Annotated in this window: 12 protein-coding genes; 9 read left to right on the top strand and 3 right to left on the bottom strand. The window is 53.3% G+C overall.

The genetic code is table 11. The features are described from left to right. Positions 1 to 500 precede the first annotated feature (500 nt). Entirely contained in the window at positions 501 to 2,573 is a 2,073-nt protein-coding gene (locus tag HHO50_RS15740; protein WP_181307209.1) for an insulinase family protein, read from the bottom strand. A gap of 112 nt (positions 2,574 to 2,685) precedes the next feature. Next, the gene (locus HHO50_RS15735) at positions 2,686 to 4,011 is read right to left on the bottom strand and encodes a pitrilysin family protein (protein ID WP_181307207.1); all 1,326 of its coding nucleotides are present in this window, start codon (positions 4,009 to 4,011) and stop codon (positions 2,686 to 2,688) included. A gap of 214 nt (positions 4,012 to 4,225) precedes the next feature. Here HHO50_RS15735 and HHO50_RS15730 point away from each other — a divergent pair, with 214 nt between their 5' ends. The 9 genes from HHO50_RS15730 (at position 4,226) to HHO50_RS15690 (ending at position 13,841) form a co-directional block, all read left to right on the top strand. Further along, positions 4,226 to 4,663 carry a hypothetical protein gene (locus HHO50_RS15730; RefSeq protein WP_181307205.1) on the top strand — a complete coding sequence of 146 codons (438 nt, stop codon included), beginning with the start codon at positions 4,226 to 4,228 and terminating at the stop codon, positions 4,661 to 4,663. Between the two features lie 318 nt (positions 4,664 to 4,981). Next, positions 4,982 to 7,387, top strand: a complete 2,406-nt coding sequence (locus HHO50_RS15725; RefSeq protein ID WP_181307203.1) for a penicillin acylase family protein — start codon at positions 4,982 to 4,984, stop codon at positions 7,385 to 7,387. Between the two features lie 2 nt (positions 7,388 to 7,389). Then, positions 7,390 to 7,722 carry a hypothetical protein gene (locus HHO50_RS15720; protein WP_181307201.1) on the top strand — a complete coding sequence of 111 codons (333 nt, stop codon included), beginning with the start codon at positions 7,390 to 7,392 and terminating at the stop codon, positions 7,720 to 7,722. Positions 7,723 to 8,150: 428 nt separating this feature from the next. After that, positions 8,151 to 8,660, top strand: coding sequence for an RNA polymerase sigma factor (locus HHO50_RS15715; RefSeq protein ID WP_181307199.1), 510 nt, complete (start codon positions 8,151 to 8,153; stop codon positions 8,658 to 8,660). Then, positions 8,650 to 9,573 (top strand): HEAT repeat domain-containing protein, encoded by a 924-nt coding sequence (locus HHO50_RS15710; protein ID WP_181307196.1) that lies wholly within the window; start codon positions 8,650 to 8,652, stop codon positions 9,571 to 9,573. Before HHO50_RS15715 ends, HHO50_RS15710 begins: the two co-directional genes overlap by 11 nt. 22 nt (positions 9,574 to 9,595) lie before the next feature. Next, on the top strand, positions 9,596 to 10,453 hold the full coding sequence (locus tag HHO50_RS15705; RefSeq protein ID WP_255478773.1) for a DUF4097 family beta strand repeat-containing protein: 858 nt from the start codon (positions 9,596 to 9,598) through the stop codon (positions 10,451 to 10,453). 30 nt (positions 10,454 to 10,483) lie between these two features. Then, positions 10,484 to 11,197: a hypothetical protein gene (locus tag HHO50_RS15700; RefSeq protein ID WP_181307194.1), complete on the top strand. Its 714-nt coding sequence runs from the start codon at positions 10,484 to 10,486 to the stop codon at positions 11,195 to 11,197. A 232-nt stretch (positions 11,198 to 11,429) separates the two neighbouring features. Further along, entirely contained in the window at positions 11,430 to 12,575 is a 1,146-nt protein-coding gene (gene nagA, locus HHO50_RS15695; protein ID WP_181307192.1) for an N-acetylglucosamine-6-phosphate deacetylase, read from the top strand. Between the two features lie 333 nt (positions 12,576 to 12,908). Further along, entirely contained in the window at positions 12,909 to 13,841 is a 933-nt protein-coding gene (locus HHO50_RS15690; protein ID WP_181307190.1) for a 1-phosphofructokinase family hexose kinase, read from the top strand. A gap of 470 nt (positions 13,842 to 14,311) precedes the next feature. Here HHO50_RS15690 and HHO50_RS15685 read toward each other — a convergent pair whose 3' ends face one another. Then, positions 14,312 to 14,689, bottom strand: coding sequence for a septal ring lytic transglycosylase RlpA family protein (locus HHO50_RS15685; RefSeq protein ID WP_181307188.1), 378 nt, complete (start codon positions 14,687 to 14,689; stop codon positions 14,312 to 14,314). Positions 14,690 to 14,764: the final 75 nt, after the last annotated feature.

The following is a 14,764-nucleotide window of genomic DNA, read 5'->3' as shown; positions in this document are numbered from 1 at the left end:
AGTCCAGAGTTCTGAGTTTATGGTGGAGTGGTGCGTTTAGGCCGTGATTTTCAGAAAAGAGGTTTAAAACAGCGGTTGTGAGTGAATGGGTATTGGCACAGCCCCCGCAGGTATGGAAGACGCTGCGAGGGCTGTGGGGCAAGTGATAGGGCAGTCAAGCGTTTACTGGCGCGCGGCTTTAGTCTCGTGACTTGGGATGCGGCGAGTAGCCAGACTCAGGACACAGAAGTAAAACCCTTTCCAACGTTTTCCTGCATAAGAGTTCATCTGCTTTCCCGTTTTCGTTGCTTCGCACCTGCGCTCCCTTAAAAGACCTTAGGGCACCCGGAGAATCTGCGAGTGTCTGTGCCATTGGCTGTTTCTTGCCTGTTTTTCCTAAAACAGGCTAAAAACAAAAGCACTTTCCACGTCGGCAATGACCTAAAAAGGCCGTCCCCGTTTCCGGGCTCTTTTCTGAAAAAGAGCCCGGAAACGGGGACGGTACAAAAAAGGAAGAACATCTATTTCAGTTTGAAGACATCGTCTTTCAGGTTCTTGTTGATCTCCACGCTGTGCACGGTAGAGGAAATCACCTGGCTGCCAATGTGCAGGTCAATCTGGTGCGGGAATCTGATGCCGTTCACCTCGCGGTAGTCTTTGAAGTCGGTGGTTTGGCTGGCAGTACCTACGGAGGTCTGTTCGGTGGCCACTTCGCGTATTTTCAGGCCGGTTTCCTTGTCAAAGTAGTGGTACGCCCTCTTGCCGCTGGGCAACGTAAGCTCCAGTTTGTAGGCGTCGCGGCCGTCTACCTTTTCTACCTGGTTCAAGGCGAGTTTCACGCCCAGTTGGTCATAGTTCAGGAAGCTCAGCCAATTGTCCAGCTTCTGATCCTGCAGCTCAGGCGGAGACATTTCCTTTACCTGGCCTTGGGTGATGATGGTGCCTTTGGAGCCGTTAATGGCCACACGGTTAATCTGGTTTTCATTATAACTCACGGTCAGCAAAGATTTGTCTACGCCTTTTTGGAGTACGGTTACCGCCAGTTGCGCGCCGGGCATGTTCATGGTGCGCTTAATGGTGAGGTCTTTCACTTTCTCCACGTTGGCCTTTCCGCCAATGGCGTTGATGTACGCGGCCAGTACTGTCTGCACGTTCACGCCAGAAGGCAGGGACATCATAGGAGCCTCGGTTTTCTCCCCGAACGCATTGAAATAGGCAATAGGTTGGCTGGCATTGAACCGTTTCAGCTTATCGGTGATCTCGCGGGCGTTTCCTACGGCTACCAGATAGGCTTTCTCGGGCTGAAGGTACTGCTGGGCCACGCGCTGGATATCGGCGGGCGTCACGGCGGCTACGTTCTTCAGGTAATTGGCGTAGTAATCTTTGGGCAGGTTGTAGCGCGCGGTGTTGATGGCGAACATAGCCGCGGTAAGCGGGTTCTCCAGAGAGCGGGCGAAAGAACCAATGATCATGTTCTTCACTTTCTGCAGTTCCTGCGCCGGTACGGGCTCTTTGCGCAGACGATCCATCTCAAACATGATCTGCGTGAAAGCACTATCCGTTACCGTATTCCGTACGCTGGCGAAGGCACTGAAGCGGCCGGTAAGGCGGTCACTGGAGAGCGAGGAATTGGAACCGTAGGTGTAGGCGTGTTTCTCGCGCAGGTTGGCATCTAAGCGGGCGAAAGATCCGCCTAAGATGCTGTTCATCAAACTGGCCGCGATGGCATCTGGGCTGCCGGGCTTCAAGTCAACCGTGTAAGCCACCGAAATATTTGACTGCACCGAGTTAGGACGATCCACGATGGCAACCTGATTGGCCGCCAACGGAGCCGGGGCCGGATAGGTGTTTTGCGGCACATCGGCTTTCTTCCACTTGCCAAAATACTGCTTCACCAGCTTCTTAGCGTCTTTGGGGGTAATGTCTCCCACAATGGCCAGGTATCCTATGTTCGGTCTGAAGTATGCATTGTAGTAGGTCTGCACATCGGCCAACGCAATGTTGTTCACGGTTTTCTCCGTGAGCACTTCGCCGTACGGGTGGTTTTTGCCATAGAGAAGCGCCTGCTGCACGTTGCCTTCCAGGGTAGCCGGATCGTCTTTAGACGAGGCCAGGTTAGAGGCCATCTGCTTCTTGAACTTGTCCAGTTCTTCCTGGGTGAACTTGGGGCGCAACACCACATCAGCGGTAAGTTCCAGCAGTTTAGGGAAGTGTTTCTTTAGGCCAGAGGCCGAAACACCGGAAGAAGAAGTGTTCAGAGAGGCACCAATGAAGTCAATCTGCTCGTCTAACTGGTCTTTGGTGCGGGTGGTGGTTCCGGTGCGCAGCAAATACCCGGCGGCACTGGTAAGGCCAGCTTTCTCGCCTTCCAGCACGGGGGCACGATCCAGCACCAGGCTCATGGCCACGGTAGGCAAGTTGTGGTTCTCTACCACGTACACCTTCAGGCCGTTGGAAAGCGTGAAGAACTCGTGTTTGCCCAACTCAATGGTAGGGGCCGGGCCCGCAGGCGGCGGCGTTTGCTTGGTGGTTTGGGCCGAGGTGCCCAAAGAGACCGCCAGCGCCAAAAAGAAAATCGAAATATATTTTTTCATGTAACTCTTAAAATAAGGCTAAAAACCGCTTCGGGAAGATTCCCCCTGCTCCCGCGAAGGGCAGGAGGAGAAAAGAGGCGCGGCACATTTTCAAATCTTTAAATCTCCAAATTTATCTGGCTTGTGCCGCCTTGGGCAGGTAATGCAACACGGCACGGTTCTCTTTGGTGAAGTATTTCTTGGCTACCCGCATGAGGTCATCTTTGGTCACGGCCAGAATTTTGTCCAGCTCGGTGTTGATGAGGTTGGTGTTGCCGTACAGCGCGTGGTAAGAGGCCAGTTTTTCGGTGCGGCCTTCCAGGGTAGAGATGCCGTTGATGTAGTCGGTCTCCATTTTGTTGCGCAGTTTCTGGAACTCCTGGTCAGAGATGGTCTCGTTTTTCACGCGCTCAATCTCGGCATCCATGGCGCGCTCCAGGTCATGCACGTCTACGCCCTGGTTGGCAATGGCCAGGTTGATAAACAGGCCCGGATCTTCCAGTGACACCGGGATAGAAGCCGCAGTCACCGCTTTCTGCTGCTTGTCTACCAGTGCTTTGTTCAGGCGGGAACTTTGCCCACCAGAAAGCAAGGTAGTGAGCATATTGATGGCGTAAGAATCCTCAGAACCCTGCGCCGGAATGTGGTACGCCTGCACCACGGCCGGTAGCTGGATGTTGTCAAAAACTACTTTGCGGCCTTCCTCTACCTGGGCGGGTTCCACCACCGTAGGCCGCGGAATGGCGGCTGTTCCTTTAGGAATAGCCGCAAAATACTGCTCTACCCACTGTTTGGTCTGGTTGATGTCTAGGTCACCGGCAATGGTCAAAGTAGCATTGTTAGGCACGTAGAACGTCTTGTAAAACTGCGCGAATTCCTGGGCCGATGCCCGGTCTATGTACTGCGCAGACCCAATAGGCACCCAGCGGTACGGATGCACCGAGTACGCCGTAGCGAAGGTATTCTCCAGCAAAGAACCGTAAGGTTGGTTGTCAATGCGCTGTTTCTTCTCTTCTTTCACTACCTGGCGCTGCGTCTCTATGCCCTGCTGGTCAATTTTAGCGGCCCGCAAGCGGTCAGCTTCCATCCAGAGGCCTAGAGCCAGTTGGTTAGACGGCAGAATCTGGTAGTAGTAGGTGCGGTCAAAAGAAGTGTTGGCATTCACGGCCCCGCCCGCGCTCTGGATCATGTTGATGTACTTGCCGCGCTCCACGTTTTCTGAGCCTTCAAACATCAAATGTTCAAAGAAGTGCGCGAAACCGGTACGGTCGGCGTTCTCGTTCTTGGAACCCACATGGTACATCATGGTCACGGCTACCGTAGGCGTGGTTTTGTCCTGGTGCAGAATCACGTGCAGGCCATTGGGCAGGTCGTACTCCGTGAACTCAATTTTGTTGCTCTGCGCAGCTGCCGTTAAGCTGGCACCCAGCAACAGGATACTCAAAAATTTACGTTTCATTCAAAAAGCATTAAAAATATAAAGGGCCGTTTGTAAAGTATGGCGCGTTTTTGGCATTGTTTCCAAAAAACATCCTTAAAAATAAGGCATTTTTCCCAAAAACTGTTCCATTTGCCTGATTGCCTAGCAGATAGTTTTTCTTTTTTTAAACGGTTGTTAAACCAAAGGCCTAAAACCACCTCTAATAGGTAAACCCACTAAACAAATCCATCGTATGAAAACCCTGCAAAAATTAACCCAACTCGCTTTCCTGTTCATTACTCTGTTGGCCGGTACCTCGGCGTTTGCCCAGCAAACCCAGGGAGGTCAAGGACAAGGTCGCGCCAGACTTTCTGCCGAAGAAAGAGCGGCCATGCAACTGGAGCGTTACCAGAAACAACTGGATTTGACCCCAGACCAAAGCACCAAAATCAAAGCGATTGTAATGGCCTCGGTGCAGGACATGGAAAAAATGCGTGCCGCTGGCGGACGTCCTGACCGGGCCGCCATGCAAGCCGAAGCGCAGAAACGTGCCACAGAAATCAACGCCATTTTAACCCCGGCCCAGCAAGAGAAATTTGCCAAGATTTTAGCCGAACAATTAGAGAGACAGAACAGCGGTGGACAAGGCCAAGGCGGTCAACGCCGCCAGAACAGCCAAGGCAACCAGTAAGCCTTTCCTTTTGAAGTCAGAAAGCCGGAGTCAAAATTCCGGCTTTTTTGTGTCTGTTCATTTTGAAAATGTAGGGGCAATCCCTTGTGGTTGCCCTCTTCCATTCCCCATGCTATTTTCCAGAAAAAGTACGGACAGGTCGCGACCTGTCCTGCAACGGCAGAAAGCACCAATCCGCTAACCTTTAGGGCAACCACAAGGGATTGCCCCTACATCATCCAAATCACTCCATCATTCAATCACACATTCATTCAATGCAGCTGTTTGCCATTGCCTGGAGAAGCACCTATCTTACACAAAGATTCCACCGCTGCCTCTATGAAATGGATCAAAGCCATTGTTGCTGTTTTCCTGACTCTTTCCATCATCTATGCCCTAAACCGCACGTACGGGATTGTACCGGCGCTGGGGCCATTTCTTAGCCCGTATGAGGGGTTCTGGCGAAGCGGCACTGATAATATTGTGTCTGAGGAACTCACCCTGGAAGGGTTGCAGGCACCGGTGCAGGTAAGGTTCGATTCGTTGCGGGTGCCGCACATCTTCGCGCAGAATGACCATGACCTCTATTATGCCCAGGGCTATCTCACGGCCAAAGACCGGTTGTGGCAGATGGAGTTTATGACGCACGCGGCCGCTGGCCGATTGTCTGAAATCTTGGGTGACCGTACCCTGGAGATGGATCGCTACCAGCGGCGGATAGGCATGGTGACCTCGGCTAAAAAGTCTTTGGCGAAGATGCTGGCCGACCCGCAGACCCGGGCCGTCATGGAGGCTTATACCGCAGGCGTGAATGCCTACATTTCCCAGCTTTCGCCGAAGGACTATCCGTTTGAGTACAAGTTGCTGCATTATGCCCCAGAGGCGTGGAGCACCCTCAAGATTGCGCTATTGCTCAAGATGTTGGCCAATGACATGACCGGGTACTCAGACGATCTGCGCATGACCAATAACCTCCGCAAATACGGAGCCGCCATCACCCAAGACCTATTCCCTGATTACCCTTTCCGTGAGGAACCTATTGTGCCGCTAGGTACGCGCGCAGACTTTGAACCGCTTCCTATTCCGCCCGCCCCGGCGGAGTTTATGGCGGGCGTGGCCTTTCATACCTTGGAGCGTCAGAAACCCGAGAACCTGGGTAGTAACAACTGGGCGATTATTGGTGCCCGTACCGCCAGTGGGTATCCGCTGTTGGCCTCAGACCCGCATCTGGGCTTGAGTTTGCCTTCCATCTGGCACGCGGTGCAGTTGCATGCGCCGGGCATCAATACGTACGGCGTGGTTATTCCGGGTGCGCCGGGCGTTGGCATTGGGTTCAACGAGCACATTTCCTGGGGCATCACCAACGTAGGCGCCGATGTGCTGGATTGGTACGAAATCAACTTCAGAGACCAGAAACGGCAGCAGTATTGGCATGACAATCAGTGGAAACCGGTGCGGCGCGTGGTGGAGGAAATCAAGGTAAAAGGCGGGCCACACATCTTAGATACGGTGTTGTACACGCACCACGGCCCGGTGGCGTACCTGCCCCATGAAACGGCTTTCCGGAGCGGAAACACGCCTACGGGCCATGCCTTGCGCTGGACGGCCCATGACCCGCAGAATGAACTGAAAACCCTTCTCCAGATCAGCAGAGCCAAAAATTACCCAGAGTTCAGGCAAGCATTGACTACCTGGGCGGCTCCGGCCTTCAACTTCGTGTACGCCGATACGCAGAACATTGCCCTTGTCTCCAACGGACAGTTTCCCCTCAAGTGGCCCGGACAAGGCAAGTTCCTGCTAGACGGCTCCAATCCCGCGCATGACTGGCAAGGCTGGGTGCCCATGAATCAGGTGCCGCAGGTTCTCAATCCGCAACGGGGCTACGTGAGTTCGGCCAATCAAACCCCGGCCAGCCCGAAGGATTATCCCTATTACCTTGGTTCCAGCTTTGCCGGGTATGAGCGGAGTGCCCACATCAACCAACGCCTCTCGGCCATGACCCAGGCCACCCCAGATTCCTTCCAACGGATGCAGATGGACAATTACAGCTTTGTCCCTAAAAACGTATTGCCTATCATGCTGAAGCTGGTAGATCAGGCCTCCCTTTCCGCCGCCCAGCAAAAGCACTATCAATTAGTAGCCGCCTGGGACTACCGCTATGACCCAGATAAAATGGCTCCTTCGGTTTTTGAGGAATGGTGGCAAACCTTGGCCCGCGCCATCTGGAATGATGAGTTTCCGCCGGAGAGATTCAAAGCACCCGCCCGCGACCGCTTGGTGCAGATGCTTTTGGCTGAGCCTAATGCCCGCTGGTATGATAACGTGACCACACCGCAAAGAGAGACGTTGGCTGGCTTGGTGAATGCCACTTTCAAAGAAGTAACCGACAGTTTGGGCGAAGGAGGCGAAAAATGGCGCTGGGGCAACGCCCGGGACTCGCACATCCGGCACATGGCGCAACTCCCGGGCTTCGGGCAGCAATTGTATGCCGGCGGAAGTGCCAATTCCATTAATGCCCTCAATAACAGCCATGGCCCGTCGTGGCGGATGGTGGTGCAGATGGGGCCGCAGGTGCAGGCCTGGGGCGTGTACCCGGGTGGGCAGAGCGGTAACCCCGGCAGCCGTTTCTTTGACAATATGCTGAATGACTGGCAAACCGGGAAACTGCACCCGCTGCTGTTTCTGCGTTCGGGGGCAGACCGGCCTGGGGCCACCTCAGTACACTGGACTCTAACCAAAAATTAACCATGCTCTTCGTCCTTATTCTTCTCGTTAGCCTGCTGGCCCAGTTTTTTCTGCCGTGGTGGAGCATTGCCTTGGTCTGCTTCGGGCTGGCCTTCTGGAAAGCGCGGTACGGCGGGCAGGCGTTTCTCTCGGGCTTTCTAGCCATTGGCCTCACGTGGTTAGGCGCGGCACTCTTCTGGCACCTGGTCACCAATGGGGTTCTGAGTAGCCGCGTAGCCGCCATGTTTACCGTGAACTCTCCCTGGATTTTGATGGCAGCCACGGTGCTCATTGGTGGGGTTGTGGGCGGGGTGAGCGCCTTGTCTGGCTACCTGGTGCGGCGGCTGTGGGTGTAATCTGTTTTAGGCTTGTTTTGGTGAAAAACAGCGGGAAACAGGTGAGATTACTTCGGAAGAAGGCTGTTCTTATGAATGGGAAAACCACAGTTTTTAGAATTGCCCTCCTGTCAAGCTGCTCCGTTATAGCAGGATTACTGCGTTTTAAGCCTATTATTTCTATTTTACCCAGAAACCAACAGGCGTTTCGTCTATAGAATAGTCCTGCAAAAAGTCTCACGAAAAGTCCTGAGTTCTGAGTCTATAGTCCTGAGTCATTTTCCCAAATTGATTCCATCTCAGTTACTTTTAACGTTTTTGCCCTGCTTTCCAGAAATCACCCCCAAAACAGCCTCTCTTTGCTTAACTCAGGACTCAAGACTCAGAACTCAGGACTATTTTCAAAAAATGCTGTAATGACTTCCTCCCTCAGTCGTCTCTGTTATTGAATGGACTTACAAGAGTTTAAAACCAGGGTACTCCCGGCCAAGCAGAAGCTGTACAGAATGGCGCTGTTCCTGTTGCAGAACAAGGAGGAGGCCGAGGATATCTTGCAGGACGTTTTCCTGAAACTCTGGGCCAATAAACACAAACTCCACGCCTACGCCAGCATTGAGGCGTTTGCCATGAGCATCACCAAAAACCTGTGCCTGGACAAGCTCAAAAGCCGAAAGCACAAGTACATGGTAGATGTGGTAGGCATGGAACTGGACTCGCTGGAGGCGAACCCGTACCAGCGCTACGAACTCGCCGACCAGGTGAGCAAGGTGCAGGAACTCCTGAAACTCTTACCTGAGCAGCAGCGGCTGATTTTGCACCTGCGCGATGTGGAAGGTTACGCCTACGAAGAGATTGAGCAAATAACGGGAATCAACGTCAATGCCATTAGGGTGGCGCTGAGCAGGGCCCGCAAAAGTGTGCGCGACGGACTTTTAAAAATGGAAAACTATGCCCTTTGAACAGATAGAAACCTTACTGGAGAAATACTACAGCGGCGACACCTCTTTAGAAGAGGAAGACCAACTGAAGGACTTCTTCGGGCAGACCAGATTGTTGCCAGAAAACCTGAAGGCCTACGCCGTACAGTTTCAGTTCTACACCCAGGAGCAAGACGTGCAACTAGATAAGTTCTTAGCAGATGACTGGCTGTTTGAGAAGATAGAAAATCCGGCAATGTCTGCCGGTGGCGTTGCCTCAAAGCCGAAGAACACCAACTTCTTCAAGACGTACTCGTGGCAGATAGCCGCCAGCATCAGTTTACTGGTAGTGGCGTTCTGGGCCGGGAATTACTTTAAGCAGACTGCAAACGTAGCTGCCAACAATGCTCAGGTAGTCACCCTGCAACCGAAAGTCCCGGAAGTCAAACCAGAACCCTTTGCCCCGGTAGAGCGCCCGGTGAATACCACTCCTGAAACCGTAAACCAAGAACCTAAAGAAGAAGCCTTTACTCCTTCCAGAAAACAACCGGCAAGACAAGTACTGGTGGCTGGTTCTTCTGTCAGAAGTTCATCGGCGAGTGACCGGTTACAGTTGGTGAAACAAGGAATCAAAACGGAGGGGCTTACGCCGCAGGAAAGCAAGAGGGTGATCAAACTGCTGGTGAAAACCATGAACCAGGACGGCAACCTGAACGTGCGTCTGGCCGCCTGCGAGGCACTCTACCAGTTCAGAGACCACAAAGAAGTCCGGAAAGCGTTCATCCATGCCTTGGGCACCCAGACCGAACCGCTCATGCAACTCACTCTCATTGAGATGGTGGTCAAGCTGAAAGAGGCAACCGCCGTACCGCAGCTAGAGATGCTGATGCACAAAGAAGACCTTTTACCTATTGTAAAATACAAAGCACAAGAGGGCCTTGGAACCCTTATCTAACCACGCATATACGTCTACTTTTATGAAAAAACCATTTGTACTGGCATGGGCCATTCTCATGCTTGCCATGGCCTGCCTTGTCTCAGAAAAAGCAACCGCCACCCATAAACCGTCTGCTCCGGCCTCTTCTCAAAGCGGGCGACAAGATGCCCCACGCACCTACAAGGTGAAACTGGGCAACGGCAAAGACAAACGGGTGCAGCTTTCCATGTTCAACAGCAACGTGAAGATTGTAGGGCACACCGGCGACGAGGTAATCATTGAAACCAGGGATTACATTGCTCCTCCCAAGCGGGCCGAAGGGCTGAAACCACTCTACAACCAGGTGGAGGATAATACCAATCTGGGCTTGTCGGTCACCAAAAACAACAACACCCTCACTATTGCCAAAGCTTCACGGGCCAGCGGAGAGTACCTCATCAGAATCCCCAGAAATGCCGCGGTGGTGTACAAAGAAACCAACTGGGAAGGAGGCGACCTCTCTATCTCTGATGTAGACGGCGAGGTTGAATTGAAGCTGAACAATTCAGAGGCAACCTTAACCAATGTGTCTGGGCCGGTAGTGGCCAACAACACCAACGGCTCCATCAAGGTGGTTTTTTCATCGCTAGACCAGAGCAAGCCCAGTGCTATTTCTACCGTGAGCGGTGACATTGACATCACCCTACCCGCCAAAGACAAAGCCAATTTCAAGCTTAAGTCCCTGCAAGGCGAGATCTACACCGATTTTGACCTGGAGATGCAGCGCAGCAAAAACGACGACGAAGGATTGGCGTTGGTGGGCGGCGGCGGCGACATTGCCGGCAAAGTCAACGGTGGCGGCGTGGAGATAAGTGTGCAGTCCATTACCAGTGACATCTTTATCCGGAAGAAAAAGTAAGCCCACCCTCACCTAAATACATTCTCTCTTATGAAAAAGCTATTGACAATGGCCCTGCTCCTGTGGGGCATAGGGAACCTCCACGCCCAGAGAAAAACCGTGGAGAAAACCTTGGCCGTGCCCGCCTCCAACAACGTAAACCTGAAACTGACGTTCGGGAACGATGTAAAGGTAACTGCCTGGGACAAAAAGGAAGCCTACGTGAAAGTAACCTATGAAATCAATGGCGGTAAACTGAACGAAGCCTTTCAACTCACCTTTGACGCAAGCCAAGACCAACTGAACGTCACCGCCGGCCTGAACGAAGAGCTCATCAAAAACAGCTCTCCAACAGCAGGAGACTGCCCAGAGGGCTACAGCCGGAACTTCGTGAACTACACCAAAGGCAAAGCCAGCAACGGCGCCTGCGTCCAGATTAACTATGAAATCTTCCTGCCCCGCCATGCAAACCTTACCCTGGAGACCATTAACGGAAACATTGAACTGCGCGGCTTCGGCGGCACCGTGAACGCCAAATCCATCAGCGGCTTTGTGGACATGGACTGGTCAAACCAGAACGGCGCCACTGTGGCCCTCAAAACCATCACCGGCGAAGTGTACTCAGACGTAGCCATTGACCTCCCTGAAAAGCAGAAAGCAGCTCCCATAGTGGGTTACCAACTTAAAGGCAACGTGCACAACGGCGGCCCCAGCATCAAATTGGAAACCATCAGCAACAACATCTACTTCCGCCAAAAGAAGTAAGCCCGTTTTAGGCCTGATTTTCGGAAAATAGGCTCAAAACCAGGTCGTCGCCCTGTTATGATTCCTCGCTTGGATCAAGTAGGGGCACCCCTGGTGGTTGCCCCCGCATTCTGCAAAAGAACCCCTCCGTTTTAGACCGATTTTTGGAAAAAGAGGCGGAAAAGAGAAAAGTGAATCATTTGTTTCTGGGCCCTTTTTCCCAAATTAGCCCCGAAACAAAAAAAACTCCCGCATGCGCTTTGCTCTTACCAACGGCACCATCTACTCTGGCTATACCACCGCCCAAGGCTACGCGGTTCTAATCGAAGACGATCAAATTCTGGACATCATCCAAGCCGATGAAATTCCTGCGGATGTTCCCGTACTGGATGTGAAAGGCGGCATCATCTGCCCCGGTTTCGTGGACTTGCAGGTGAACGGCGGCGGGGGCGTGTACTTTACCCAATACCCTACGCTGGAGAGCCTGAACACCATTAGAGACGCGCACCTGCAGTTTGGCACCACCAGTTTTCTGCCTACGGTTATCTCGGCGTTTCAGGAAAAGATACTGGAAACCATCTCGGCCGTGCGGGAAGCCATGCAACAGCAACCCAGCGTTTTTCTGGGCATGCACCTGGAAGGGCCGTACTTCAACCCCGGCAAAGCCGGTGCCCATGACCCCGCCTGCATCCGGACGGCCACGCACGAAGAACTGGATGTCTTGCTGGAAGCCGGAAAGGATGTGATCACGTACCTAACCCTGGCCCCGGAATGCGTGGAGGAAAGCGTGCTGCAACGGTTGGTAGAGAGCGGCATCGTGCTCTCGGCGGGGCACAGTTTGGCTACGTATGACCAAGCCCTGCACTTCTTCCAGAATGGGGTAACCGCCGTCACCCACCTCTACAACGCCATGAGCGGCCTGGATACCAAACAGCCCGGCCTGGCGGCGGCAACCCTGGATTACGGCCAAGCCTGGACGGGCATTATTGTAGACGGCGAGCACTGCCACCCGTACGCCGTGCGCCTGGCCAAAAAGATGCTGGGCGAGAAACTTCTGCTTGTCTCTGACTGCGCCGCCTGCGTAGGCTCAGACATTCCGTTCACCGACTTCGGGAATTTCAAAGCCTATTACCGCAACGGCCGCTGCGAAACGGAAGATGGCCGTTTGGCTGGTTCAGCGTTGACCATGTTGCAGGCCGTGCAGAATACCGTGCACATGGTAGGCCTGCCGTTGGACGAAGCCATCAGGATGGCTACTCTGTATCCGGCACAGGTTCTGAAACTGGAACACAAAGTAGGGCAACTGATCTCTAGGGCCGCGGCCAATCTGGTGGTGTTGGATCAGGAATTGCAGTTGCAGCACGTGTGGGTAGACGGCGTGGAGGTGAAACTGGCTTAATGCCTTCTGTTTTAGGGCTATCTTTAGGAAAACAGCCCTAAAACAGGAAAGACTCACCTAAAAGCAACGCCTTCTAAGGCTTCGTCATGCCGTTTACATCGGCAGAACTGTGACGCCAATCTGAAGATTGGCTGTTTTGAGTAGAAACTTCACCCGGCCGGGGAACGCTTGAACGGCGCAAACTTTCTGGCTTTTCTTTGAAGAGACAGGCCATGGCTTTCCATAACGGTCTGTTTTAGGCCTGTTTCTTTAAAAGTAGCCGTAAAACAGACTTTCCCGTTTATACCTTCTGAGAAACCTACCTTTCAGAATAGCACCCTTGATTGACCTACTATGAAAATCATCACCATTACCATCAATCCTGCTTTAGACAAAAGTACCCGGGTACAGAAACTGGCCCCAGAAAAGAAACTGCGCTGCGAAGCACCCACCTTTGAACCGGGCGGCGGCGGCATCAACGTTTCCAGGGCCATCAAAAAACTGGGAGGCGAGTCCTGCGCGTGGTACCTGTCGGGGGGCGGGGCGGGCGAACGCCTCGGGCATCTATTGCGGGCCGAAGGCGTAAGTTACCGGGAATTCAGGTGCCAGAACTGGACTCGCGAAAACCTGATGGTGTTTGAGAATGCCACCGGCGACCAATACCGCTTCGGGATGCCGGGCCCCCACATCTCTGAACCGGAGTGGCGGCAGATTCTACAGGCGTTGGAAGATCTGGAAGAAACCCCCGAGTTTGTGGTAGCCAGCGGCAGCCTCTGCCCGGGTGTCCCCGATGATTTCTACGCCCAGATTGCCGAAATAGCGCTACGGAAAGGCTTTAAGCTAGTAGTGGACACCTCCGGCGCAGGCCTCATGAAAGCCGCCGGAAAAGGCATTTACCTGCTCAAACCCAACCTGAACGAACTGGCTGCCCTGGCCGGGAAAGAGAGAATCACCGCCAAAGAACAGGAAGAGCTGGCCACCCAGGTGTTACAGGAAGAGAAAAGCCAGATACTGGTAGTCTCGCTGGGCCCCCGTGGTGCCATGCTGGCTACCAAAGACGGCTTTGACTATGTCACGCCGCCCACCGTCAAACCAGAGAGTGCCGTAGGCGCCGGCGACAGCATGGTAGGGGGCATGGTCTTAAAACTAACCCAAGGCTGGTCTTGGCCCGATGTGGTTCGCTACGGCGTGGCCACCGGCACCGCCACCACCATGACCCCCGGCTCCGAACTCTGCCGCAAACCAGACGTGGAAGAGATTTACGACTGGATCAAATCCCGCCAGTAGATCTTTGTGATTTATCGGCCATGGGCGTAGACACTACGAGGTCTTGGGAGCAGGCGGTCAGCAATACGTGTGATCGGCAGGTGTAAACATCCCCCTTCGCCCCCTTCAAAGGGGGAGTATCTGCTATGGAGGGGTAAATACTAGAGGTAACGTTAAGCCAATACTCTTTGCTACTTTCCCCAGTTCCAGTCTTCCCTGAGCGCGCCTCGCTTTTGGCCCTGGACAGGCAAAACTAAGAGCGAATATCTTCTCAGGCCGAAAGGGCAGTGCGAGAGGGGAAGACGGGGCCCCGCGGCCGTGAGCGCTTACCGCCAAAGATGAAACAATACAGCACTTGCACTCACGCAACGAACTGATAAGCCAAGGGAACACCGGAAGGCATGCACAAACTAAAATCCAAGCTCTAAGCAGCCAAGCCAAGGGAACAGCAAAAGGCGTGAACAAACAAAGAGCCATCAAGATAAACAGACTTACCTCTTCCCTTCCTTCAAGACCTTCATCTGCACCGGCACCACCCCGCTTTTCACCATGTCTAACTTGCGGGCCGCCGATTTGGAGAGGTCTATGATGCGGCCGGGGGTGAAAGGGCCGCGGTCGGTGATGAGGACTTTGACAGACCTGCCGTTTCTGGGGTTAGTGACCCTAACCTTGGTACCGAAGGGTAATTTCTTGTGGGCTGCCGTGCGCTTGCCAGGCCGGTAGCGCTGGCCATTGGCCATTTTGTTTCCCTTTAGTTTATCAGAATAATAAGAGGCTTTGCCGTTCTCGGTGTAGCCACGCTTGCCGAAGGCAGGGGCCGTAGAGGTGCAATTGGTGGTGAAGAAAGCAAGTGCTACTAAGTAACTCAAGTTGCGATTATAAAACTATGAAGCCATCCAGGTTTGTTGAAGGATAAAGCGACCAAACTTTACCTCTCACTTCCC

It is taken from the genome of Rufibacter sp. XAAS-G3-1 (assembly GCF_013623775.1).
Taxonomy (GTDB): Bacteria; Bacteroidota; Bacteroidia; order Cytophagales; family Hymenobacteraceae; genus Nibribacter.
This window is presented reverse-complemented; position numbering and strand designations above follow the sequence as displayed.

Bases quoted from the DNA above. Each gene is read 5' to 3' on its own strand.
- HHO50_RS15740 (WP_181307209.1), bottom strand. From the start codon at position 2,573: ATGAAAAAATATATTTCGATTTTCTTTTTGGCGCTGGCGGTCTCTTTG.
- HHO50_RS15735 (WP_181307207.1), bottom strand. From the start codon at position 4,011: ATGAAACGTAAATTTTTGAGTATCCTGTTGCTGGGTGCCAGCTTAACG.
- HHO50_RS15730 (WP_181307205.1), top strand. From the start codon at position 4,226: ATGAAAACCCTGCAAAAATTAACCCAACTCGCTTTCCTGTTCATTACT.
- HHO50_RS15725 (WP_181307203.1), top strand. From the start codon at position 4,982: ATGAAATGGATCAAAGCCATTGTTGCTGTTTTCCTGACTCTTTCCATC.
- HHO50_RS15720 (WP_181307201.1), top strand. From the start codon at position 7,390: ATGCTCTTCGTCCTTATTCTTCTCGTTAGCCTGCTGGCCCAGTTTTTT.
- HHO50_RS15715 (WP_181307199.1), top strand. From the start codon at position 8,151: ATGGACTTACAAGAGTTTAAAACCAGGGTACTCCCGGCCAAGCAGAAG.
- HHO50_RS15710 (WP_181307196.1), top strand. From the start codon at position 8,650: ATGCCCTTTGAACAGATAGAAACCTTACTGGAGAAATACTACAGCGGC.
- HHO50_RS15705 (WP_255478773.1), top strand. From the start codon at position 9,596: ATGAAAAAACCATTTGTACTGGCATGGGCCATTCTCATGCTTGCCATG.
- HHO50_RS15700 (WP_181307194.1), top strand. From the start codon at position 10,484: ATGAAAAAGCTATTGACAATGGCCCTGCTCCTGTGGGGCATAGGGAAC.
- nagA (WP_181307192.1), top strand. From the start codon at position 11,430: ATGCGCTTTGCTCTTACCAACGGCACCATCTACTCTGGCTATACCACC.
- HHO50_RS15690 (WP_181307190.1), top strand. From the start codon at position 12,909: ATGAAAATCATCACCATTACCATCAATCCTGCTTTAGACAAAAGTACC.